This is a genomic window from Arthrobacter sp. SLBN-112 (genome assembly GCF_006715225.1).
Classification (GTDB): Bacteria; Actinomycetota; Actinomycetes; order Actinomycetales; family Micrococcaceae; genus Arthrobacter.
Map to the genome: position 1 here is coordinate 4,040,713 of NZ_VFMU01000001.1, position 22,305 is coordinate 4,063,017.

21 protein-coding genes are annotated in these 22,305 nt (G+C 64.8%); 9 read left to right on the forward strand and 12 right to left on the reverse strand.

The window, feature by feature from the left end; all coding sequences use genetic code 11:
- The first annotated feature begins 74 nt into the window (after nucleotides 1–74).
- The 4 genes from FBY33_RS18550 (at nucleotide 75) to FBY33_RS18565 (ending at nucleotide 3,360) form a co-directional block, all read left to right on the forward strand.
- Nucleotides 75–830: an amino acid ABC transporter ATP-binding protein gene (locus FBY33_RS18550; protein ID WP_056334619.1), complete on the forward strand. Its 756-nt coding sequence runs from the start codon at nucleotides 75–77 to the stop codon at nucleotides 828–830.
- A 71-nt stretch (nucleotides 831–901) separates the two neighbouring features.
- On the forward strand, nucleotides 902–1,789 hold the full coding sequence (locus FBY33_RS18555) for a glutamate ABC transporter substrate-binding protein (RefSeq protein ID WP_142031806.1): 888 nt from the start codon (nucleotides 902–904) through the stop codon (nucleotides 1,787–1,789).
- Between the two features lie 84 nt (nucleotides 1,790–1,873).
- A complete protein-coding gene (locus FBY33_RS18560; RefSeq protein ID WP_018768597.1) occupies nucleotides 1,874–2,524 on the forward strand; it encodes an amino acid ABC transporter permease in 651 nt (216 codons plus the stop codon).
- The gene (locus tag FBY33_RS18565; protein ID WP_142031809.1) at nucleotides 2,521–3,360 is read left to right on the forward strand and encodes an amino acid ABC transporter permease; all 840 of its coding nucleotides are present in this window, start codon (nucleotides 2,521–2,523) and stop codon (nucleotides 3,358–3,360) included. Before FBY33_RS18560 ends, FBY33_RS18565 begins: the two co-directional genes overlap by 4 nt.
- A gap of 71 nt (nucleotides 3,361–3,431) precedes the next feature.
- On the opposite strand, the gene dapE is transcribed toward FBY33_RS18565, so the two are convergent.
- Nucleotides 3,432–4,568 carry a succinyl-diaminopimelate desuccinylase gene (gene dapE, locus FBY33_RS18570; protein WP_142031810.1) on the reverse strand — a complete coding sequence of 379 codons (1,137 nt, stop codon included), beginning with the start codon at nucleotides 4,566–4,568 and terminating at the stop codon, nucleotides 3,432–3,434.
- Nucleotides 4,569–4,619: 51 nt separating this feature from the next.
- On the opposite strand from dapE, the gene dapD reads away from it, so the two are divergent.
- Nucleotides 4,620–5,642 (forward strand): 2,3,4,5-tetrahydropyridine-2,6-dicarboxylate N-succinyltransferase, encoded by a 1,023-nt coding sequence (gene dapD, locus FBY33_RS18575; RefSeq protein WP_142031812.1) that lies wholly within the window; start codon nucleotides 4,620–4,622, stop codon nucleotides 5,640–5,642.
- Between the two features lie 7 nt (nucleotides 5,643–5,649).
- Nucleotides 5,650–6,507 (forward strand): hypothetical protein, encoded by an 858-nt coding sequence (locus FBY33_RS18580; RefSeq protein ID WP_142031814.1) that lies wholly within the window; start codon nucleotides 5,650–5,652, stop codon nucleotides 6,505–6,507.
- 45 nt (nucleotides 6,508–6,552) lie between these two features.
- Here FBY33_RS18580 and FBY33_RS18585 read toward each other — a convergent pair whose 3' ends face one another.
- Together FBY33_RS18585 and FBY33_RS18590 are read right to left on the reverse strand one after the other, a co-directional pair.
- Nucleotides 6,553–7,164, reverse strand: coding sequence for a hypothetical protein (locus FBY33_RS18585; protein WP_056334607.1), 612 nt, complete (start codon nucleotides 7,162–7,164; stop codon nucleotides 6,553–6,555).
- 122 nt (nucleotides 7,165–7,286) lie between these two features.
- A complete protein-coding gene (locus tag FBY33_RS18590) occupies nucleotides 7,287–7,895 on the reverse strand; it encodes a TetR/AcrR family transcriptional regulator (RefSeq protein ID WP_142031816.1) in 609 nt (202 codons plus the stop codon).
- 110 nt (nucleotides 7,896–8,005) lie between these two features.
- On the opposite strand from FBY33_RS18590, the gene galE reads away from it, so the two are divergent.
- The gene (gene galE / locus FBY33_RS18595; protein ID WP_142031818.1) at nucleotides 8,006–9,019 is read left to right on the forward strand and encodes a UDP-glucose 4-epimerase GalE; all 1,014 of its coding nucleotides are present in this window, start codon (nucleotides 8,006–8,008) and stop codon (nucleotides 9,017–9,019) included.
- A gap of 140 nt (nucleotides 9,020–9,159) precedes the next feature.
- On the opposite strand, the gene FBY33_RS18600 is transcribed toward galE, so the two are convergent.
- The 3 genes from FBY33_RS18600 to fdxA form a co-directional block, all read right to left on the reverse strand.
- Nucleotides 9,160–10,446: a citrate synthase gene (locus FBY33_RS18600; protein ID WP_142031820.1), complete on the reverse strand. Its 1,287-nt coding sequence runs from the start codon at nucleotides 10,444–10,446 to the stop codon at nucleotides 9,160–9,162.
- Nucleotides 10,447–10,683: 237 nt separating this feature from the next.
- Nucleotides 10,684–11,835: a succinyldiaminopimelate transaminase gene (gene dapC / locus FBY33_RS18605; RefSeq protein WP_142031822.1), complete on the reverse strand. Its 1,152-nt coding sequence runs from the start codon at nucleotides 11,833–11,835 to the stop codon at nucleotides 10,684–10,686.
- 14 nt (nucleotides 11,836–11,849) lie between these two features.
- Complete coding sequence (gene fdxA, locus FBY33_RS18610) at nucleotides 11,850–12,176, reverse strand: ferredoxin (RefSeq protein ID WP_013601705.1); 327 nt, start codon at nucleotides 12,174–12,176, stop codon at nucleotides 11,850–11,852.
- Between the two features lie 138 nt (nucleotides 12,177–12,314).
- On the opposite strand from fdxA, the gene FBY33_RS18615 reads away from it, so the two are divergent.
- Nucleotides 12,315–12,554, forward strand: coding sequence for a putative acetyltransferase (locus FBY33_RS18615; protein ID WP_142031823.1), 240 nt, complete (start codon nucleotides 12,315–12,317; stop codon nucleotides 12,552–12,554).
- Between the two features lie 49 nt (nucleotides 12,555–12,603).
- Here the strand turns inward: FBY33_RS18615 and FBY33_RS18620 are convergent, their stop codons facing one another.
- Together FBY33_RS18620 and typA are read right to left on the reverse strand one after the other, a co-directional pair.
- Complete coding sequence (locus tag FBY33_RS18620) at nucleotides 12,604–13,116, reverse strand: hypothetical protein (RefSeq protein ID WP_142031825.1); 513 nt, start codon at nucleotides 13,114–13,116, stop codon at nucleotides 12,604–12,606.
- Between the two features lie 513 nt (nucleotides 13,117–13,629).
- Nucleotides 13,630–15,558: a translational GTPase TypA gene (typA, locus tag FBY33_RS18625; RefSeq protein WP_142031827.1), complete on the reverse strand. Its 1,929-nt coding sequence runs from the start codon at nucleotides 15,556–15,558 to the stop codon at nucleotides 13,630–13,632.
- Between the two features lie 271 nt (nucleotides 15,559–15,829).
- On the opposite strand from typA, the gene FBY33_RS18630 reads away from it, so the two are divergent.
- A complete protein-coding gene (locus FBY33_RS18630; protein ID WP_142031829.1) occupies nucleotides 15,830–16,663 on the forward strand; it encodes an SGNH/GDSL hydrolase family protein in 834 nt (277 codons plus the stop codon).
- A gap of 66 nt (nucleotides 16,664–16,729) precedes the next feature.
- On the opposite strand, the gene FBY33_RS18635 is transcribed toward FBY33_RS18630, so the two are convergent.
- The 4 genes from FBY33_RS18635 to FBY33_RS18650 all read right to left on the reverse strand — a co-directional run bounded on the left by FBY33_RS18635 (nucleotide 16,730) and on the right by FBY33_RS18650 (nucleotide 22,125).
- Complete coding sequence (locus FBY33_RS18635) at nucleotides 16,730–18,436, reverse strand: dipeptide ABC transporter ATP-binding protein (protein ID WP_142031831.1); 1,707 nt, start codon at nucleotides 18,434–18,436, stop codon at nucleotides 16,730–16,732.
- Nucleotides 18,437–18,447: 11 nt separating this feature from the next.
- Nucleotides 18,448–19,392: an ABC transporter permease gene (locus FBY33_RS18640; RefSeq protein WP_018768613.1), complete on the reverse strand. Its 945-nt coding sequence runs from the start codon at nucleotides 19,390–19,392 to the stop codon at nucleotides 18,448–18,450.
- Entirely contained in the window at nucleotides 19,382–20,311 is a 930-nt protein-coding gene (locus FBY33_RS18645) for an ABC transporter permease (RefSeq protein WP_142031833.1), read from the reverse strand. Before FBY33_RS18645 ends, FBY33_RS18640 begins: the two co-directional genes overlap by 11 nt.
- A 125-nt stretch (nucleotides 20,312–20,436) precedes the next feature.
- Nucleotides 20,437–22,125 carry a peptide ABC transporter substrate-binding protein gene (locus FBY33_RS18650; protein WP_142031835.1) on the reverse strand — a complete coding sequence of 563 codons (1,689 nt, stop codon included), beginning with the start codon at nucleotides 22,123–22,125 and terminating at the stop codon, nucleotides 20,437–20,439.
- Nucleotides 22,126–22,305: the final 180 nt, after the last annotated feature.

A 22,305-nucleotide genomic window follows, 5' to 3' on the forward strand; every position in this document is an offset into this window, starting at 1 on the left:
CTCTTGAATCACGATCAGCAGGAACTTGGGGTGATTGGCGTCATAACGCAGTGTTGTTCGCTAGATTCGTTCCTATGACTACTCATGTGCCCGGCGATGCCCTCGTCTCCCTGAACGCCGTTAATAAGCATTACGGCCAGCTGCACGTTTTGAAGGACATCAACCTGCAGGTCCGCAAGGGCGAGGTTGTTGTGGTCATCGGACCCTCGGGCTCCGGTAAGTCCACCCTCTGCCGGGCGATCAACCGCCTGGAAACCATTGAGGGCGGAACCATCAGCATCGACGGGAAAGTCCTCCCCGAGGAAGGCAAGGAACTCGCCCAGCTCCGCGCCGACGTCGGAATGGTTTTCCAGTCCTTCAACCTCTTCGCCCACAAAACGATCCTGGAGAACGTGACCCTGGGACCCATCAAGGTCAAGGGCGCCTCCAAGGCAGCCGCCGAAAAGGACGCCATGGCCCTCCTCGAACGCGTGGGCGTGGGCCACCAGGCCCCCAAGCTGCCGGCCCAGCTCTCCGGCGGCCAGCAGCAGCGCGTTGCGATTGCCCGTGCCTTGGCAATGAAGCCGAAGGTCATGCTGTTCGACGAGCCCACATCCGCACTGGACCCCGAAATGATCAACGAGGTCCTGGATGTCATGGTCCAGCTGGCCAAGGAAGGCATGACCATGATCGTGGTCACGCACGAAATGGGCTTCGCCCGCAAGGCCGCGGACCGCGTGGTCTTCATGGCGGACGGCCAGATCGTGGAGGACGCCACCCCGGAGGAGTTCTTCACCAACCCGAAGAGCGACCGCGCCAAGGACTTCCTGTCCAAGCTGCTCACCCACTGAATTACCGAACCAACCACACGTCAGTTCGCATCCAGGCCGCAAAACCCACGGCCACCAATGAAAGGAATGTCATGAAGGCATTTATGTCCAGGCGGAAATCCTTCGTCGTGGCGGCTACCGCTGCCCTCGCCTTGTCCCTGAGCGCCTGCGGCGGAGGGGACTCCGGTGGCTCCAGCAACCCCAGCCCCGTCGAGAAGCCGTCGTTTGCTGCCGGAACCACCATGGCGAAGCTGTCCTCTGCCGGCACCATCAAGATCGGCACCAAATTCGACCAGCCGCTGTTTGGCCAGGTTGGCCTGGACGGCAAGCCCGTCGGTTTCGACGTTGAAATGGGCAAGCTGATCGCCGCCAAGCTGGGCATCTCCGCAGACAAGATCGAATGGTCCGAGACCGTTTCGGCCAACCGCGAGCCCTTCATCGAGCAGGGCAAGGTGGACCTGGTCATCGCCACGTACACCATCAGCGACAAGCGCAAGCAGGTTGTCGACTTCGCCGGCCCGTACTACGAAGCCGGCCAGGCCCTCATGGTGAACAAGGACAACGACTCCATCAAGAAGCCCGAGGACGTCAAGGGCAAGAAGGTCTGCTCCGTGACAGGCTCCACCCCCGCCGCCACCATCGTGGACAAGTACGGCGCCGAACTGGTTCCGGCCGCCACCTACTCCGCCTGCCTGGAGCCGCTGCGCAACAAGCAGGTTGAAGCCGTGACCACCGACAACGTGATCCTCGCCGGCTTCGTCGACAAGGAACCGGATGCCTTCAAGCTCGCGTCGGAGGATACCTTCACCAAGGAGCCCTACGGCATCGGCCTGAAGAAGGGCGACACCGAGTTCCGCAACTGGATCAACGACCAGCTGGAATCCTTCGAGAAGGACGGCTCCTACAAGAAGGCCTGGGAAGCAACCGCCGGTTCGGTCATCAAGACCGCGCCCAAGCTCCCGGCCATCAACCGTTACTAAGTAGCGTCCGCCAGCTGCCGGGGCCACCCAACGGCCCCGGCAGTACAGCCTTCAATCCGTCCACGCTTACAGCCGAAGGATCTTATGGACGTCATCTTTGAAAACCTGCCCCTGTACTGGGAGGGTTTTCTCCGCACTCTTTTCCTGTCCGTCGTCTCCGGTATCTTCGCGTTGATCCTTGGCACCTTGCTTGCCGCGGCACGCGTCTCCCCGGTCGCGGCGCTCCGCGGTTTCAGCACCGTCTACGTGGAAGTCCTCCGCAACACCCCGCTGACCATCGCCTTCTTCTTCGCAGCAGTCGTGCTCCCCCGCATCGGGGTCAAGTTCGAGCAGTTCGAGATCGCCGCCATCATCGCCCTCAGCACCTACACCGCCGCGTTCATCGCCGAAGCTGTCCGCTCAGGTGTCAACAGCGTGCCCGTCGGCCAGGCGGAGGCAGCACGCAGCATCGGCATGAAGTTCGGCCAGGTGCTCTCGCTCATCATCCTCCCCCAGGCACTGCGGACGGTGATCCCGCCGCTGATCAACATCCTGATCGCGCTCGTCAAGAACTCTTCGGTGGCCGGCGCCTTCTTCGTCCTGGAGCTGTTCGGCTACGGCCGGCAGCTGGCCAACGCCAACGGCGACGCCGTCATCACCGTCCTGCTGGGTACCGCGTTCTTCTATCTGCTCCTCACCGTTCCGCTGGGTATCCTCGCCAACACGGTGGAACGAAAGGTGGCGATTGCCCGATGAGCTCCGTTCTCTACGACGTCCCCGGCCCCAAAGCACGCCGGGTCTCCCTCATTGCGTCCATCATCGGCGGCCTGCTGATTCTCGGCCTGCTAGCCTGGGTGGTCCTGATTCTCGCCCAGCAGGGCATCTTCGAGGCCCGCCGCTGGCAGATCTTCACCCGCGCCGACGTCTGGCGCCTCCTCGGCAACGGCCTGGGGTCCACGCTCTCCGCGGCGGCACTCGCCGCTGTCATCGCGTTCCCCCTGGGCCTGATGCTCTGCCTGCTGCGCATTTCGGACGCCGCCTTCATCCGGGTGCCCATGCGGGTCATCCTGGAATTCCTGCGCGGCATGCCCGTAGTCCTGATGATGCTCTTCATCCTGCTGGGATTCGGCACCTCCGCGTTCATCGCCGTCGTAACCGGCCTGGTGCTCTACAACGCCGCAGTCTTTGCCGAGATCATCCGCGCCGGCATCCAGTCCCTGCCCAAGGGGCAGCGTGAAGCCGGCCTGGCCATCGGCCTCACCAGCTACAAGTCGCGCATGCTGATCGAGCTGCCGCAGGCGATCCGGCGCATGATGCCTTCGCTCGTGGCACAGATGGTGGTGCTGCTGAAGGACACCTCCCTCGGCTACATCGTGGCGTACGGCGAGCTGCTGCGTGCGGTCCAGGTCATGGCGGACTTCCTGGGTACGCAGTACCTGTTCCCGATCTTCTTCGTGGCGGCGGCCATCTACATCGCCATCAACATCTCGGTGTCACGGCTTGCCGTGTGGATCGAGCGCCGCGGTTCCAAGAAGGCCGCGGGCGGTATGGCGAAAGCCGAACCCGACGTCCTGGAAGCGGCGGCTCCGTAGCTTCCAAGGCTCAAGCAGGAAAGGTCCGGAACTCCCCGCGGGAGTTCCGGACCTTTCCTGTTCGCGGCCCGTCAGGCAGCGAGCCAGTTCTGCAGGGCTGCAAGGCACTTGCGGACGGCGTCGGCGTGGACGTGCTCGTTGTCCTTGTGCGCCAGCAGTGCGTCCCCCGGGCCGAAGTTCACGGCCGGGATGCCCAGGTCACTGAAGCGGGCGACGTCGGTCCAGCCGTATTTGGGCTTGGGCTCGGCTCCCACGGCGGCAACGAAGGAGGCGGCAGCCGGGTGCTGCAGTCCCGGCCGTGCGCCGGCGGCGGCATCGGTGCGGACCACGTCGAAGCCCGCCAGCAGCTCCCGGACGTGGGCCTCAGCCTGGTCCGGCGTCTTGTCCGGGGCAAACCGGTAGTTGATTTCCACCACGCAGCGGTCCGGGATGACATTGCCGGCGGTGCCGCCGTTGATCTTCACCGCGTTGAGGCTTTCCCGGTAGTTAAGTCCGTCAACATTGATGGTCCGGGGTTCGTAGGCCGCCAGGCGGGCCAGGATCGGCGCTGCCGCGTGGATGGCATTGCTGCCCATCCAGGCGCGGGCCGAGTGCGCGGCTTCCCCCACAGTGCTTGCTTCGAACCGGCTGGTGCCGTTGCAGCCGCCCTCCACCGTCCCGTCCGTCGGTTCAAGCAGGATGGCGAAGTCCCCCTGCAGCAGGCCGCCATGGTTCCGGACCAGGCGCCCGAGGCCGCTCTTCACGGCTTCCACTTCCTCGTGGTCGTAGAACACAAAGGTGACGTCCCGCTTGGGCTGCGTACCGCCGTCGAACAATCCTGCCGCCAGCACCAGCTGGACCGCCACCCCGCCTTTCATGTCCGTGGCGCCGCGGCCATACAGGACGCCCTCCCCCGGGACGCCGGATTCCCAGCTTGAGGGAACAGTGCCCCGGGAGCCTTCGGTGAGCGGAAGGGGCACCGTGTCCAGGTGGCCGGCAAGGATCACACGCTCAGCCAGGCCGAGTTCGGTCCGGGCGATGATGGCGTCGCCGTCACGCACCACCGTCAGCTGCGGGATCTCCAGCAAAGCGGCTTCCACAGCGTCGGCGAGCTGCTTCTCGTTGCCGGACACACTGTTGATGTCCATCAGCGCCGCGGTCAGCAGCGCAACGTCCTGGCGCAAGTCGAGGGTGGACACGGAAGGGTCAGGGGCGGTTTCGGCAGTCACGAAGCCAGTCTAGTTCGAACCCCATGCCCCGCCGTCGATAGACTGGGGCACATGACTGAGACCGCTTCCTCTGCCGTGCCCGAAACCCTGACCTCCAACGCTGATGACCGTTCCGCCTTTGGCTTTGGCGTTGCCACGATAGCCACCGCTGACGCCACCGTCCTGGACGTCTGGTTCCCCGCGCCGGCCCTGGGTGTTGCAGCGGAGAACCACCGCTCGGTGGACAACGCTGACGAGGTCCTGACCCGGATCGCCGAGGACGGCGCCGATGAGGACCGCGGCACTGAGCAGAAGGTGGTCTTTGTCCAGATCAACCTCGATGAAGCGCCGGCGGACACCGCGGACGCCTATCTCCGCCTGCACCTGCTCTCGCACCGCCTGGTCCAGCCCAACACCATCAACCTGGACGGCATCTTCGGCAAGCTCCCCAACGTGGTGTGGACCAACTTCGGCCCCGCCGCCGTCGAGGGCTTCGAACTGACGCGCGCCCGCCTGCGCCGCCGGGGTGCCGTCACGGTCTACGGCATCGACAAGTTCCCGCGCATGGTGGACTACGTGGTGCCCACCGGTGTGAGGATTGCCGACGCCGACCGCGTCCGCCTGGGTGCCCACCTCGCCGCCGGCACCACCGTCATGCACGAAGGCTTCGTGAACTTCAACGCCGGCACCCTGGGCACCTCCATGGTTGAGGGCCGCATTTCCGCCGGCGTCGTCACCGGCGACGGCAGCGACGTGGGCGGCGGCGCCTCCATCATGGGCACCCTGTCAGGCGGCGGCAAGGAGAAGATCACCATCGGTGAGCGCGTCCTGCTCGGCGCCAACTCCGGCGTGGGCATCAGCATCGGTGACGATTCCGTGGTGGAAGCCGGGCTTTACGTCACGGCAGGCACGCGCGTCCGCGTTCCAGGCCCCAAGGACGAGGTGGGCGAAGACACCACCAGGATCGTCAAGGCTGCCGAACTCTCCGGCGTGCCCAACCTGCTGTTCCGCCGCAACTCCACCACCGGTGCGGTGGAGGCCCTTCCCCGCAAGGGCCAGACAGTGGAATTGAACGACGCCCTGCACGCCAACTGATCCCTTCGTGGCACGAAGACGCGGCCTGCGCCGCCTGGTGGTGCTGCTCCTCACCCTTGCCCTGCTGGCAGGCGGCATTTACACCGCCGTGTACTTTGTGCAGCGTTCCGAGACGCTGGTTTCGGAACGCTGCACCGCCACGGCCGGTAACCGGAGCGGGGAGCTGGCTCCGGACCAGGCGGCCAACGCGGCGCTGATCACCGCGGCGGCTGTCCGGCGCGGACTGCCGCCCCGGGCCGCCACCATCGCCCTGGCCACCGCCATGCAGGAATCCAAACTGCGCAACATCGGCCACGGCGACCAGGCCGGCCCCGACTCGCGGGGGCTCTTCCAGCAGCGGCCCTCCCAGGGCTGGGGCACCGAGGCCCAGATCATGGACCCCTACTACGCCGTCAATGCCTTCTATGACGCACTGGTGAAAATCCCGGAATACGAGACGCTGGACATCACTGAGGCAGCACAGCAGGTCCAGAAGTCCGCGTACCCCAAGGCCTACGCCCAGCACGAGGACATGGGACGCGCCTTTGCCTCCGCGCTGACCGGACAGACCCCGGCGGGAGTCCAGTGCACGCTGCGCTCCCCAGTAGCCGGCGGCGATACCGCATCCGTAGCCACCGAGCTGGAGCAGGCATACGGGGGTGTGGATTCACAGGTGGACGGGGCCACCCTGGTGGTGGACGCCAACGGGCCGTTGTCGTGGTCGATTGCCCAGTGGGCGGTCGCCAGCGCCAAGGACCTGGCCGTCACCCAAGTGGACGTGGCCGGCCGCAGCTGGAACCGTCCCAACGGGGACGGGTGGCAGGTGTCAGGGGTCCCGGACGGACAGGTGCGCATCACCGTACGGGCGGACGACGGCGGCAGCTGAGCGCCGCCGTCGTCCTGCCTTGCGGAGGGCCGGCCCCGCGAAGGCTTAGACCAGGATCTCCAGCACGGGCTGGACGTAGCTGCGGAAGAGATCGGGCTGCCCCATCAGATGCCGGCTCATGATGATCTTGTCCGGCTCCAGGTACCAGGCCCGCTGCTCGTCCAGGGGAAGTTCGATGATGGTGAGCTTGAAGTCCCGCGAGTCCCGCCCCACTTCCATCAGCCTGTCGTCCACCATGTCCTCGAGCAACTGGTCCGTTCCCGAGGCCACGCGTTCGGCCTCGAGCTCGGCGTATTCGCTCCTGCGCTCCCTGGCCCAGGTGAGCGCGGAGCCAAAGTGTGCCTGCAGGACCCGCTGGAGCGCCGGAGAGTTGCCGAACGCTTCGAAGCTGGGCGGGGAGAGCTCCGGAGCGGTGTGCGGGTGGGCCTTCAGCAGCTGCTCCCACCAGGCTTCCCACTCGGTCTTCAGCGCGCCGAGTCCGCCCACGTCTGCCGTCAGGTGGGTGTGGTCGGCGGGGCGCACTTTGGGTGTCGTATGGGACAGCATGGGATGCCCCACGCCGTTCAGGCCGGCCGCGTCCCGGACGTAGAGCGCGATCATCATCGGCCCGGACGTGTCGGTGGTGATCTGCCACCCTGAACCGCTTGCGTGATGCATCCCAAGTCCTTCCCTGGCCTGCCCATGCCGGACGGCGTGAGCCGGTGCGCTGTACCCGGCTATCAGTCTATTCCCGCAGCCACTTCACGGTAGTGCAGGACGGACTGCGGATGGCAGAACGCTTACCGTGCCAGCCCGTCCAGGTGCCGCTCAAGCACGTCACGGCACATCTGCGCGGTCATCCAGCCCGGTTGCAGCAGGGCATGCATGCACAGCCCGTCCAGCGTGGCCAGGAGCCGTTCTGCCTCCACCACCAGGTTCTCCTGCGGTTCATCCTCCGGGAGCAGGGAGGCCACCACCCCGCCAACGATTGCCGCGACGTCCCGGTGGCTGCGGTCGGCTTCGGCAGCGAGGAAGGGCCTGATCCGCGCCGCGTTTTTGAAGGCCAGCCAGGCGCAGGCCTCCACAGCCGTTTCCTCGTCCAGGGGAAGCATGCCGCCCAGGAGGGTTAAAACGGACTGTCGCTGTTGGGGGCTGGCCGGGACGGCCTCCTGTACTGCCGGCAGCAGGGCTTCAAGCCGGCCCACCACCCGGTCCACCACCATGCCGAACGAGAACGCCAGGAGTTCCTCGCTGCCTTCGAAGTAGTGCCGGACGGACCCAACTGCAAGCCCGGCCTCGTCCGCCACCTCCCGCAGCGAGGCGCGCTCCAGCCCGTCAACGGCGATGATACGGAGAACCGCTTGGACAACATCTTGGCGCCGGGCATCAGCGTCTACTATTTTGGGCACCATTCTTACTAGCACACTTGTGCTTCCATCGCGGATTCCGCCGCCCGGGTGTACGCCCGGCATCCGGAACGCGGGGGCGGACACCGCTCCCCGTGGGATAGCGTTGAGGCATGAAAATCTTGGTTACAGGGGGCACCGGCTACATCGGTTCCCACACTGTTCTTTCCCTGCAGGAAGCCGGCCACGACGTGGTCGTCATCGACAACCTGGTCAACTCCAGCGAGGAATCGCTGCGGCGGGTGGCCGAACTCACCGGGAAGGCCGCGGAGTTCCACCACGTCGACCTTGTGGACGAGGCCGCCGTCGAAAAGGTCTTTGCCCACAGCGGCATCGAGGCCGTCATCCACTTCGCCGGGCTCAAGGCTGTGGGGGAATCGGTGCAGGAGCCGTTGAAGTACTACTACAACAACCTGGTGGGCACCCTGAACCTGATCCGCGTGATGGACCGGCACGACGTCCGGTCCATCGTGTTCAGCTCCTCAGCAACCGTCTACGGCGAACACAATCCCATCCCGTACGTGGAAAAGATGGAGATCGGCGCCAACAACCCCTACGGGCGCACCAAGGAACAGATCGAAGACATCCTCTCCGACCTCGGGGCGGCCGACTCCCGCTGGCACATAGCACTGCTGCGCTACTTCAACCCGGTGGGCGCACACCCCTCGGGCCGGATCGGCGAAGACCCCCAAGGCATCCCCAACAACCTGGTTCCTTTCATCGCCCAGGTGGCAGTGGGCCGGCGCGAGAAGCTCATGGTCTTCGGCCGCGACTACGACACCCCGGACGGGACCTGCCTGCGCGACTACATCCACGTGGTGGACCTGGCCGAAGGGCACGTTGCGGCGCTTGACCACATCGCCGGGCGTACCGGCGTCTTCCGCTGGAACCTCGGCTCCGGCAAGGGCTCCTCCGTCCTGGAGGTCCTGCGCTCCTTCGAAAAGGCCGTGGGCAAGCCCATCCCCTACGAGATCACCGGCCGCCGTGCCGGGGACCTTCCCGCGTTCTGGGCCGACGCCACCTCTGCGCTGGCGGACCTGAGCTGGTCCACCACCAAGACGGTGGACCAGATGTGCGAAGACCACTGGCGCTGGCAGAAGAACAACCCCCAGGGCTACGCCTCCTGACCCCGTCGATTGCTCCGTACTTGTCGTTCTGGAGGCCCGGAACGACAAGTACTCGGCAGTCGATGGTGATTAACGCAAAAGCGGCCGCCAACCTGGAAAAGGTGGGCGGCCGCCGTCGTAATGTCAGGCCTTAGCCGGGATCAGCGGGCCGGGTAGTCCCGCTCCGGCTCGCCGATGTACAGCTGGCGCGGGCGGCCGATCTTGGTGTTGGGGTCATTGATCATTTCGCGCCACTGGGCAATCCAGCCCGGCAGGCGGCCGATGGCGAACAGCACCGTGAACATCTTTTCCGGGAAACCCATCGCCTTATAGATCAGGCCGGTGTAGAAGTCCACGTTCGGGTAGAGCTTGCGCTGGATGAAGTAGTCGTCGTTCAGCGCCTTCTCCTCCAGGCGGAGGGCGATGTCCAGCAGTTCGTCGTTGCCGCCGAGCTTGGTGAGGATCTCGTGGGCCGTGGCCTTGACGATCTTCGCGCGCGGATCGTAGTTCTTGTAGACCCGGTGTCCGAAGCCCATGAGGCGGACGCCGTCCTCCTTGTTCTTGACCTTCTCCATGTAGTCCTCGGGCTTGGTGCCGTCGGCCTGGATCTGGCGAAGCATCTTGAGTACGGCCTCGTTGGCACCGCCGTGGGCAGGGCCGAAGAGTGCGTTGATGCCGGCGGACACCGACGCGAACAGGTTGGCGTTGGACGAGCCCACCAGGCGCACGGTGGACGTGGAGCAGTTCTGCTCGTGGTCCGCGTGCAGGATGAGCAGCAGGTCCAGCGCCTTCGCTACGATCGGGTCCACTTCGTACTGCTCAGCAGGCAGGCCGAAGCTGAGGCGCAGGAAGTTCTCCACGAGGTTGTGGGAGTTGTCCGGGTACAGCATGGGCTGGCCGATGGACTTCTTGTGCGCGTACGCCGCGATCACAGGCAGCTTTGCCATCAGGCGGATGGTGGAGACTTCGACCTGTTCTGCGTTGAACGGGTCCAGCGAGTCCTGGTAGAAGGTGGACAGCGCGGAAACGGCCGAGGACAGCACCGGCATCGGGTGCGCGTCCCGGGGGAAACCGCCGAAGAAGCCCTTGAGCTCCTCATGCAGCAGCGTGTGCCGGCGGATCTTCTGGTCGAACTCCTCCAGTTCCGTGGGCGTGGGCAGGTTGCCGTAGATCAGCAGGTAGGACACCTCAAGGAAGCTGGAGTGCTGCGCCAGCTGCTCGATGGGGTATCCGCGGTAGCGCAGGATGCCCGCATCGCCATCGATGTAGGTGATTGCCGAGGTGGTTGCTGCGGTGTTCATGAAGCCGGGGTCAAAGGTCACGGCACCGGTCTGCTTCAGCAGCTTGGAGACGTCGTAACCTTCGTTCCCTTCAACAACCTGGATGCGCGGGAGCTTCAGCTCGCCACCTGCGTGGAGCAGGGTCGCAGCATTGTTGGTCTCAGTCATGGAGTCCCCTTCATGAGGCTTCTGGGCCTCTGTCGAAAGCTTGATCCAACATCAGGTGAGCCGCGCACGAAGCCTGAGAGGACAGGTTCCAACACCCGGGCTGCCTTCTTGTAGAAAGCCACCATTGATAGTCACTTAAAAAGTACCGCTCCTTGGCGGGTGTCACTAATCCGTGGCGTCCAAATCCGCCCCAAAAGGCACTGGATGTGGGGCGAGTCACATGAATATTACGGTGCCTCAGGAACCCGATCCGGCTATGCGTGCCACCGCCGCGTCAATCCGTTCGTCCGATCCGGTAAGGGCAACCCGGACGTATCCGTTGCCCGCGTCTCCGTAGAAAACGCCCGGTCCCACCACAATGCCGAGGCCGGCCAGGCGTGCCACCGTGTCCCACGTGCCCTCCCCCGCCGTCGACCAAAGGTACAGGCCGGCGTCGGAATCCTTGATCTGCAGGCCGAAGTCCAGCAGGGCCGGCACCAGCCGCTCCCGGCGGCTCCGGTACAGGTCCTTCTGAGCCTCGACGTGCGAGTCGTCGCCCAGGGCCACGCGCATGGCCTCCTGGACGGGGTAGGGGACGATCATTCCTGCATGCTTGCGGCTGTTGACCAGGTTGGGCATCAGGTCCGGATCCCCGGCAACGAACGCTGCGCGGTAGCCGGCCAGGTTGGACTGCTTGCTCAGCGAGTACACGGCCAGCAGGCCACGGTGCGAGCCGCCCGCCACCTGGGGGTCCAGAATGCTGGGGACCCGCCGGCCGCCGCGCTGGACGTCCCAGTCCCCCCATCCGAGTTCTGCGTAGCATTCGTCCGAGGCCACCACGGCGCCCAGCCCGCGGGCCTGCTCCACGAGCGCTTTCAGGGATCCGACGTCCCGGACGCTGCCCGTGGGATTTCCGGGGGAATTGACCCAGATGAGACGGACACGGGCGCGGGTGGCGTCGTCGAGTTCGTCCAGGTTGTCCGTTGCCACAGAGGTGACGCCTGCGAGGGTGGCGCCGATATCGTACGTGGGGTAGGCCGCCTTGGGACGTACGACGACGTCCCCCGGCTTGAGGCCCAGCAGCAGCGGGAGCCACGCGACGAGTTCCTTGGACCCCACTGTGGGCATGATGTTCCGGGGGTCCAGCCCGGCAACGCCGCGGCGCCGCTCGAACCAGCCGGCGATGGCTTCCCGGAGGGCCGGGGTGCCGTGCACCGTGGGATATCCGGGGGCGTTCGCGGCAGCTTTCAGTGCCTCCTGTATCAGCTGCGGCGTGGGATCCACGGGCGTGCCGATCGAGAGGTTCACGGCTCCGCCGGGATGCTCCGAAGCCTTGGCCAGGTACGGGGCCATGGCCTCCCAGGGGTAGTCGGGCAGGTCCAGGCCAAACGAATTCACTGCTGCGGTCACGGCGTGCGTCCGCGTCAGTGGTCTTGGTTCTGCGGCGGCAGGGCGGCGATCATGGGGTGGTCCTTGCCCGTGTTGCCGATCTTGGCCGCGCCACCGGGCGACCCGAGGTCGTCGAAGAACTCAACGTTGGCCTTGTAGTAGTCGGCCCACTCCTCCGGGGTGTCATCCTCGTAGTAGATGGCTTCCACCGGGCACACCGGTTCACAGGCGCCGCAGTCCACGCATTCGTCCGGATGGATGTACAGCGAACGCTCGCCCTCATAGATGCAGTCGACCGGGCATTCCTCAATACATGCCTTGTCCTTGACATCCACACACGGCTGCGCGATTACGTACGTCACGTCCCTGGCCTCTCCACGTTGGGTTCCGGCTTCCCCGCCGGCTCTTGCATCCGGCAGCATGGCCGGACTATTGACATCTGAGCCTATTATCTCCCAGCCCGTTCCCGCGAACCTAGCCGGCGCCCCTAGTATGAACTGGTGAGTCAGCCATTACCTTCACCCGCCCGCTTCCTTGCCTCGGCTGCGCCCGGGATCCGCGTGGTGGTGCGTTACCGGATCGAAGGTGGCCTCACGGATGCCCTGGGCCACCTGGTGGCCTGTGACGCCGTTTCCTGCACAATCCGGACCCGGCAGGCCGACGTCGTCATTCCCCTTGGGCAGGTGGTGGCCGCCAAGGAGGTCCCGCCCGCTCCCCCGCGCCGTCCAGCTGCTCGCTGACGACGGCTCTCATCGCGCAGGGACTGCCCGTGCGCCTCCAACCTTGCCGTCACTGCGCAGTGCGGTACGTGGCCAGAGCCTGCTGCACCATCCGCACGAACTCGTTTGGCTCGCCTAGCAGCATCTCAAACGTCACCCGGAGGGTTGGAACACCTCTCACAACGGTGACGTTCCACCGCCGCCGGTCCTCCCGGTAGGCTTCCCGGCTGCTGTGGTGCGCGTAACCGTCCGTCTCAATCCCCAGAAGGCCGTCAACGAGGAGGTCAAGATGGCCCATCCCTGGAATCTTGACCTGCAACTCGACGGTCAGCCCCGCTTCTTCCAGCAGGTACCGCGCCATTGTTTCGATAATGGATCCGGATTGCGGCTGGATCCTGGCAACCAGCGCACGTAATGCCTTCTCCCGCGCGGCCGGAAACTTCTCCCGGAGTTCCGGAAGCTGGACCAGTCCGGTCTTGACCGCTGATTCGGCGATGGCCAGGCCTTCGAGCGGCGGCAGGCAGCGGAGCGATTGGCAGACCATATCCAGATGCGTCAGGGGAATGCTGCTGCGATGCACCACACAGCCAGTGATGGACCGACCATGCCGGGCGGCAAGATGCGGTTTTTCCGGACGCCGGACCACCCACAGCCCCGCTGCCAGAGCGGCTGTGACGCAGCCGGGAACCGCGTGATGACGGCCGGCATGGAGGAGCAACGGATCCGCATCCGGCAGGGCATAGACACCCCGCGCCACCCTTTGCACGGTTCCAGCAGACACACCGGCTTCGATGGACCGGCGGGAGACACGGCCAGCCGCAAGGAGTTGGTGGTACCAACTCCGCCCATGACGGCCAGCGCATCAATAACACTTTGCATGAGTGCATGCTGCCCGTACAACGGCCCGAGGGCACCGGGTTTGCGCGGCCATGTGGACAACGGGCTGGCGCCGTGACGGAGCGGTTCAGTGCGCAGGGACAGTCCCCGCGCACCCAGCGCTGGGTTCATTGCGCAGGGACGCTCACGACAGGAATAAGACTTAACGCAGAATGCCACCGGCCTGGAGCCGGTGGCATTCTGTTCGGTCAGGGCGTTGTTATGCCTTGGCGCGGGCGCGGTTGGCCTTGGCACGCTCGTTGGTGTCCAGGATGACCTTCCGGATGCGGATCGATTCCGGGGTCACCTCCACGCACTCGTCCTCACGGGCGAATTCCAGCGACTCTTCGAGGGTGAGCTCACGCGGCGGGGTCAGGTTCTCGAAGGTGTCGGAGGAAGCGGCACGCATGTTGGTGAGCTTCTTTTCCTTGGTGATGTTGACGTCCATGTCGTCGGCGCGGGAGTTCTCGCCCACGATCATGCCCTCGTACACCTCGGAGGTGGGCTTCACGAAGAAGGAGCCGCGTTCCTGCAGGTTGATCATGGCGAACGGGGTAACAACACCGGCGCGGTCGGCGACCATGGAGCCGTTGGTGCGGTACTCAATGGGGCCGGCCCACGGCTCGTAGCCTTCGGAGATGGAGGCTGCGATGCCGGCGCCGCGGGTGTCGGTGAGGAACCGGGTGCGGAAGCCGATCAGGCCACGGGCGGGAACGATGAATTCCATGCGGCACCAGCCGGTGCCGTGGTTGGCCATGTTGGTCATGCGGCCCTTGCGGGCAGCCATGAGCTGCGTTACGGCGCCCAGGTATTCCTCGGGCACGTCGATGGTCATGTGCTCCATCGGTTCGTGGATCTTGCCGTCGACCGTCCTGGTCACAACCTGCGGCTTGCCGACGGTCAGTTCGAAGCCTTCGCGGCGCATCTGCTCAACCAGGATGGCCAGCGCCAGCTCGCCACGGCCCTGGACTTCCCAGGCATCCGGACGCTCGGTGGGGAGCACCTTGATGGACACGTTACCGATCAGTTCCTTGTCCAGCCGGTCCTTGACCTGGCGGGCAGTGACCTTGGCGCCCTTGACCTTGCCGGCCAGCGGCGAGGTGTTGATACCGATGGTCATGGAGATCGCGGGATCGTCCACGGTGATCAGCGGCAGTGGCTGCGGGTTCTCGGCGTCGGTCAGGGTCTCACCAATGGTGATTTCCTCGATGCCGGCGACGGCGACGATCTCGCCTGGGCCGGCGGACTCAGCCGGGACGCGCTCCAGGGCTTTGGTGGCAAGCAGTTCTGTGATCTTGACGTTCTTGAGTTCACCGTTGGCCCGTGCCCAAGCCACGGTCTGGCCCTTGCGCAACGTGCCGTTGTAGATACGAAGCAGCGCAAGGCGACCCAGGAACGGGGAAGCGTCCAGGTTGGTGACGTGCGCCTGCAGGACACCCTCCGGGTTGTAAGTGGGGGCCGGGATGTGCTCGATGATGGTCTGGAACAGCGGCTCCAGGTCTTCGTTCTCCGGGGCGGTGCCGTTGGCGGGTTGCTCAAGGGAGGCGCGGCCAACCTTGGCTGCGGCGTATACGACGGGGACGTTGAGGATCTTGTCCAGGTCGAGGTCCGGAACTTCGTCGGCGAGGTCGGAGGCGAGGCCCAGGAGCAGGTCCATGGACTCGTGCACGACTTCGTCGATCCGCGCGTCGGGGCGGTCGGTCTTGTTGACCAGCAGGATCACCGGCAGGTGCGCGGCGAGGGCCTTACGCAGCACGAAGCGGGTCTGGGGCAGCGGGCCTTCAGAAGCATCAACGAGGAGGACGACGCCGTCGACCATGGACAGGCCGCGCTCCACCTCGCCGCCGAAGTCGGCGTGGCCGGGGGTGTCGATGACGTTGATCGTGATGGTCTCGCCCTTGGAGGACGGACCGTTGTAGGCCACGGTGGTGTTCTTGGCCAGGATGGTGATGCCCTTTTCGCGTTCCAGGTCACCGGAGTCCATGACGCGGTCTTCGAGGTGGTTGTGCTCGGCAAAGGAGTGGGTCTGCTTGAGCATGGCGTCGACCAGGGTGGTCTTGCCGTGGTCAACGTGGGCCACGATCGCGACGTTGCGCAGGTCACTGCGCGATGCAGTGGCTACCGCGGTGTTGGTGGTGGTTTCAGACATGCGTTATTGCTCGATTCAGTGGTGAAGTCAGCTGTTGTATCGCGACATTTCCAACTGGAACGCACGACGGACAAGGCCCTTGGCACAGGGCGCCTACCTCTATTCTAGCCGGTGAGCCATTTGTTGGCCTAAATTCCGCCGGGATTTGCCGCCTCCGGGATGCCGCGATTGCGCCGGACCACTGCGCCGTGTGACTAAGTTCACTACCACTTCCGCATACGTGGCATGATGGCTGTGACACAGCCCACCTTTGAGCGCGCCGGAGACAACGATGCCCCCTGCTAAGGCCAGGACCCCGCGTGGTGCCGCCCGGGCTGCCACCGCCGCTGCATCCGGCCTCCTGGCGGTTTCGGCGGTCCTTGGGCTTGCCGCTTGGGGACTTTCCGGCGACTCTTTCGACGGCGGGTTGGCACGGGCGGCAGCCGGGCAAGCCGTCGGCGCAGGAGGGAATCCCGCGTTGGCGGCCACGTCCCGGATCCTGAATCCCGGCAATGGAAGGCTCGAAGCAGTGGTTCCGGACATCAGCAGGACTGTCCTGCTGATCGGCGATTCACAGTCGGAACCGACAGACGGCTGGCCGCGCCTTGGCCTCGCCGCTGCCGGCTACGACGTGTACTTCTGCGGCCGCGGCGGCACAGGATACGTGGCGGCGAACGGAGCCACAGGCAACTACATTGATGCCCTGCAGCGCGGGGACTGGCTGCTGCCCTCCGGCACTCCCGCCCTGATCGTCCTCGAGGGCGGCGGGAACGACGCCGCCAAGGGCGCAAGCGACGCACAGATCACCGGAAACGCCCAGCGGCTGGTTGCCGAACTGCGGACCCGCTACCCCGGAACGCGGATTGCCGTGATCGGCACCTTGGCGCGCGGCGCAAACGACGGCGGCGGCCGCCGGAGCGAGGTGGACGCCCTGCTGGGTGCCGTGGCAGCAACCAACGGACTTCCCTTTGTTTCCGTCGGCGACTGGCTCACGAGGTACGGACTGGCAAAGGACCTTGCGGACGCCGTCCACATGAACACCGAAGGCCGCGCAGCCCTCGGCGGGATCCTTGCGCGCAGGCTGCGTGAACTGGGGCTGGACCAAAAGGCTGCGGTAGAGCAGTAGTGCAGTGAAACAGCTGGAGCCGGGACCCGAAGGTCCCGGCTCCAGCCGTTCGGGGGAAACTTCCCGCTATGCCACCTCAGGCGGAAGCATCAGCTTCGCGCCGGGGATGGCGTTCAGCAGCGCCCTCGTGTATTCCTGCTTCGGGGACTCGAAGACATCGTCCGTGGACCCGGTCTCCACCAGTCGGCCCTTTTCCATCACGCACACGTGGTCAGCGATCTGCCGCACCACGGCAAGGTCGTGCGTGATGAACAGGTACGTCAGCCCAAGGTTGGCCTGCAGGTCGGCGAGCAGGTTGAGCACCTGCGCCTGCACCAGTACGTCCAGCGCGGAGACCGCCTCGTCACAGATGATGACTTCGGGGTCCAGGGCCAGCGCCCGGGCAATGGCAACACGCTGCCGCTGCCCGCCGGACAGCTCGTTCGGATAGCGCTGCATGGCGGACTGGGGCAGCGCCACCTGGTCCAGCAGCGTCCGGACTTTCTTCTCCCGGCTGGTCTGGTCCCCGATCTTATGGACGCGAAGGGGTTCCTCGATGGTGCGGTAGATGTTGTACATCGGATCGAGGGAGCCGTACGGGTCCTGGAAGATCGGCTGGACCCGCCTGCGGAACTTGAACAGTTCGGCCGGCTTCAGGGCGGAGGTATCGACACCGTCGAACAGGATCCTGCCGTCCGTCGGCTTTTCCAGCTGGAGCACCATCTTGGCCACTGTGGACTTGCCGGACCCCGACTCCCCCACGATCGCCGTCGTGGTTCCACGTCGCACGTCGAAACTCACGCCGTCGACGGCTGCGAAGTCCGTTGTCTTACCAAGCCCCTGGCGCAGCTTGTACACCTTCCGCAGGTCCTGGATCTGCAGGAAGGTATCGGACTTCACCGTCTCGGCGGCGGGTGCCAGGAGGTCCGTCGTCTCCACGCCCTGCTCCTTGGCCACCTGGATACGACGGCTGGCCAGCGACGGAGCGGACTCAACGAGCCGCTTGGTGTAGGGATGCTGCGGGTCCCGGAGCAATTCCAGCGAAGGTCCAGCTTCAACGACGCGGCCCTGGTACATGACCACCACTTTGTCTGCACGCTCGGCTGCCAGGCCCAGGTCATGGGTGATCAGCAGGACCGAGGTGCCAAGCTCGTTGGTCATGGTCTCCAGGTGGTCCAGGATCTGCCGCTGGACGGTGACGTCGAGGGCCGACGTCGGCTCGTCAGCGATCAGCAGGCGCGGCTGGCAGGAGAGGCCAATGGCAATCAACGCGCGCTGGCGCATGCCGCCCGAGAACTCGTGCGGGTACTGGTTGGCCCGCCGTTTGGCATCCGGCAGCCCTGCCTGGGACAGTACCTTGGCGATGTCATCCGGTCCGCTGGGACGGCCGTTCGCCTTCAGTGTTTCCCTGACCTGGTAGCCGATCTTCCACACCGGGTTCAGGTTGGACATGGGGTCCTGCGGGACCATGCCGATGGTGTTGCCGCGCAGTTCGATCATGCGCTGTTCGCTGGCGTGGGCAATGTCCTCGCCGTCCAGCAGGATCTGCCCGCCGGACACCCTGCCGTTGTTGGGCAGGAGTCCGATGGCTGCCAGCGCCGTGGTGGACTTTCCGGAGCCGGACTCCCCCACGATCGCAACCGTTTCGCCGGGCATGATGGTCAGGTGGGCATCCCTGACAGCCTGGACTTCACCGCCGCCGGTCTTGAAGGTGATGGCCAGGTCACGAATTTCCAGCAGCGGCCTGACGCCGGTGGTGCCGGCCTCATCGATGCGGACTTCTGGAGTTGTCATCTCTTTTTCTCTCATCGCTGACGGCTCTTCGGGTCAAGGGCGTCACGCACGGCGTCGCCCAGCATGATGAAGCTCAACACCGTAAGGGAGAGCGCGGCGGCCGGGTAGAGCATGATTTCCGGCCGGGTCCTGATCGATGCCTGCGCACCTGCAATGTCATTGCCCCAGGACATGATGCTCTGCGGGAGGCCAATGCCCAGGAAGGACAGGGTGGCTTCGGCCACGATGAACACGCCAAGTTCCAGCGTTGCCAGGACGATGATCGGAGCCAGGGCGTTCGGCAGGACATGGCGGATCAGTGCGCCGAACTTGGAAACGCCCAGCGCCCGTGCAGCGGTGACGAAGTCCGCGTTGCGCACCTCGATCACCGCGCCGCGGGTGATGCGGGCCATTTGCGGCCAGGCCAGGAGCGAAATGACGAACACCACGGTCCATACGCTCTTGTTCTCGCGGAACAGCGGGAGCTGGGTGATCACCAGTGCGCCGAGCACCAGCGGCAGGGCGAAGAAGATATCGCCCAGCCGGGCCAGGACGGCATCGATCCAGCCGCCGTAGTATCCGGCGAGGGCGCCGAGGGTCACGCCGATGACCAGGACGCAGAGTACGGAGAGCAGGCCTACGGAAAGGGAGGCCTGCGTGCCGTGGATGACCCTGGAGTAAACGTCGCAGCCCTGGAAGGTGAAGCCGAACGGGTGTCCGGCGGTGGGGCCTGCCTCGGAGTTGGCGAGTTCACAGCCCTCGTTGGGCGGGGTTGACGTGAAGAGGCCGGGGAACAGCGCAATCACGATCAGGGCAAGGATCAGGAGTGCCGAGATGATGAACAGCGGACGACGGCGGAGCTTGCGCCAGGCGTCTGCCCACAGGCTGAGCGGGGCCTGGTCCGTCTTGACGGCGTCCGTTGCCTGCAGCGGTGTCTCGTCGATGGGGGCCACGAAGTGGCTGTTATTACTGGTCATAGCGGATCCTCGGGTCAAGCCAGGCGTACAGGAGATCGACAAGCAGGTTGGCCACCACGAACACCAGCACCAGCACGCTGACGATGGAGACGATGGTGGGGCCCTCACTGCGAAGGACAGCCTGGTAGAGCTTGTTGCCCACACCGGGAACGTTGAAGATGCCCTCTGTGACGATGGCACCGCCCATCAGGCCGCCAAGGTTGGCGCCCAGGTACGTCACCACTGGAATCAGCGAGTTGCGCAGGATGTGTGCCAGGACCACCCGGGGCCGGGAAAGGCCTTTGGCGGTTGCGGTCCGCACGTAGTCGGCGTTCATGTTTTCGCTGACCGATGCGCGGGTCAGGCGGAGGACATAGGCGAAGGACACGAGGCCCAGGACCACTGCCGGCAGAAGCAAGGTGACCCAGTTGGCATTGGCGCCCACAGTGGGTTTGGCCCAGCCGAGCTGCACGCCGAAAACGAGCTGGAAAACGAAGCCCAACACAAAGGTGGGGACGGCGATAACCACCAGCGAGGCCACCAGGACGGTTGAATCGAACCAGCCGCCGCGGCGCAGGCCCGCGAAGACGCCGAACGCAACACCGAAGACAGCCTGGATCGCCAGTGCCTCGATGGCGAGCATCGCCGTCACAGGGAACACACGGGCAAGGCTCGCCGCGATGGGCTGTCCGGTGAAGTCATTGCCCAGGTTGAAGGTGAAAAGGTTCTTGAGGAAAAGGCCGTACTGAACCCAGAAGGGCTGGTCCAGGTTGTACTGGCTGCGCAGGGTGTCGATCACTGCCTGCGGGGGCTGGCGGTCGCCGAACAGCGCGGCGATGGGATCGCCCGGCAGGGCGAACACCATGTAGTACACCAGAAGGGTAGTGCCGAGGAAGACAGGGATCACCTGAAGGAGTCGGCGCAAAATGAACCGGGTCACAGGATTACCTGCCTTCCGGTAAGGGAGAAAACGCGTTCATGAGTGCCTTCCTGCCGCTTGCAAGCCAATGGGGGCCCGGACGTGACCGGAACCCCCATCAGCTTGTCGGCAAGTTAGATCTGGGACTACTTGGCGGTGATGCCGTAGTACAGGATGCCGCCGTTCCAGCCGGTTTCGGCCTTCACGATGTTGTTGCTCCACACGATCGGGCGTGCCTGATCCCAGAGCGGCAGGCCGGGCAGGTCCTGGAACAGGATTTCCTGTGCCTGGTTGAACTTGCCGTTGGCTTCATCCGTGCTCTTGGCAGCCAGGCCCTCCTTGAGGAGCTTGTCGAACTCGGGGTTCGAGTACTTCTCGTAGTTGGAGGAAGCGTTGGTGGCCCAGACCGGTCCCAGGAAGTTGTACAGCGAGGGGTAGTCGCCCTGCCAGCCCGCGCGGGTAAGGCCGGGCAGCTGCTGGGACTTGCGGAGGTTCAGGACTTCAGCGAACTTGGCGAAGGGCTGGATTTCAGCCTGAATGCCGAGGTTGTTCTTGAAGCCGTTGGCTACGGCGTCGATCCATTCCTTATTACCGCCATCGGTGTTGGAGGCGATCTGGAGCGGCTTGGAGCTGTCGTACGGCTGGATCTTCTCAGCCTGTGCCCACAGGTCCTTGGCCTTGGCGGCGTCGAACTTCAGGACTTCGCTGCCCTTGAGGCCTTCCTTGAACCCGTCGATGACCGGCGGAACAAATGCCTTGGCCGGGGTGCGGGTGCCGTTGAAGACCACCTTGGCGATTTCCTCGCGGTTGATGGCGTAGGACAGTGCCTGGCGGCGGAGCTTGCCGGCTTCACCCTGGAAGTTGGGGTTGTACGGCGGGATGTTCAGCGTGGAGTTGGTGGCAACCGGTTTGGTGGCATTCCGGTCCGGGAAGTCAGCAACGTAGGTCTTCAGGGCGTTGGACGGAAGGACATCTGTGATGTCCAGGTTGTCGGACTGGAGGTCCGTGTATGCGGGGCCCGGGTCGGTGTAGAACTTGAAGGTCACGCCGCCGTTCTTGGCCTCACGCGGTCCCTTGTAGTCGGCGTTCTTAACCAGGGAGATGGACTGGTCGTGGACCCAGGAACCCTGCTTCTCGAACTTGTAGGGACCGTTGCCGACGGGGTTTTCACCGAAGGTCTTGGGGTCAGCCAGCGCGGTGGACGGAAGCGGGAAGAAAGCGGAGTAGCCAAGGCGCAGGGACCAGTCGGCTTCAGGCTGGGCGAGCTTGACGGTGATGGTGGAGTCATCGGTTGCTGCCAGGCCGGACATGGTGTCGGCCTTGGGAGCCGGCGTGGTGGTGGTCTTGCCGTCAGCACCCTTCTCCGAGTTCACGGCCGAGACATCTTCGTAACCGGCGATGGACTCAAAGAAGAATCCGTTGTTCTGCAGGTTCTTGGAGTTGGCGGCGAAGTTCCAGGAGTCAACGAAGGTCTTGGCCGTAATGGCTTCACCGTTGGTGAACTTCTGGCCCTGCTTGACCTTGATGGTCCAGTTCTGGGCGTCGGACGACTCAATGGAGTCAGCCAGGGCGTTGACAGGCTTGCCACTGGCATCGTAGGTGCGCAGGCCCTCAAAGAGGAGCTCGACCACGCGGCCGCCATAAACCTCATTGGTGTTCGCCGGCAGCAACGGGTTTTGTGGCTCGTTGCTGTAGGCGGTGATGACCTTGTTCGGATCCCCTGCAGCATTGCTGGACCCGTCAGTGCTGCCGCCGCCGCCGGCGCCGCACCCGGTCAGGGCAAGCGCGGCGATTGCCACGATGCCCAGTGCTTTGGAAGTGCGCGTAAAACGCATTCCGCCTCCTATGAGTTGTGGGAGAGATATATAGGGGAATCTTGTGCTTCCCCGCAGGCCGGACGCAGCTCACCGCTGTGACGAAACCTACATAATACGAGTTAGCCTAACCGCACGAAGTCCAGATACTGGTACTCCGTTGCCAAAACGTGACCGGCGCAGTGAAATGCCCCAAGTCAC

Coding starts and splice junctions, on each gene's coding strand:
- FBY33_RS18585 (WP_056334607.1), bottom strand. CDS start 7,164: ATGCATCACGCAAGCGGTTCAGGGTGGCAGATCACCACCGACACGTCC.
- FBY33_RS18600 (WP_142031820.1), bottom strand. CDS start 10,446: ATGACTGAGACCAACAATGCTGCGACCCTGCTCCACGCAGGTGGCGAG.
- FBY33_RS18650 (WP_142031835.1), bottom strand. CDS start 22,125: ATGCGTTTTACGCGCACTTCCAAAGCACTGGGCATCGTGGCAATCGCC.
- FBY33_RS18630 (WP_142031829.1), top strand. CDS start 15,830: ATGCCCCCTGCTAAGGCCAGGACCCCGCGTGGTGCCGCCCGGGCTGCC.
- FBY33_RS18555 (WP_142031806.1), top strand. CDS start 902: ATGAAGGCATTTATGTCCAGGCGGAAATCCTTCGTCGTGGCGGCTACC.
- FBY33_RS18640 (WP_018768613.1), bottom strand. CDS start 19,392: ATGACCAGTAATAACAGCCACTTCGTGGCCCCCATCGACGAGACACCG.
- galE (WP_142031818.1), top strand. CDS start 8,006: ATGAAAATCTTGGTTACAGGGGGCACCGGCTACATCGGTTCCCACACT.
- dapD (WP_142031812.1), top strand. CDS start 4,620: ATGACTGAGACCGCTTCCTCTGCCGTGCCCGAAACCCTGACCTCCAAC.
- FBY33_RS18560 (WP_018768597.1), top strand. CDS start 1,874: ATGGACGTCATCTTTGAAAACCTGCCCCTGTACTGGGAGGGTTTTCTC.
- FBY33_RS18550 (WP_056334619.1), top strand. CDS start 75: ATGACTACTCATGTGCCCGGCGATGCCCTCGTCTCCCTGAACGCCGTT.
- typA (WP_142031827.1), bottom strand. CDS start 15,558: ATGTCTGAAACCACCACCAACACCGCGGTAGCCACTGCATCGCGCAGT.
- FBY33_RS18635 (WP_142031831.1), bottom strand. CDS start 18,436: ATGACAACTCCAGAAGTCCGCATCGATGAGGCCGGCACCACCGGCGTC.
- FBY33_RS18565 (WP_142031809.1), top strand. CDS start 2,521: ATGAGCTCCGTTCTCTACGACGTCCCCGGCCCCAAAGCACGCCGGGTC.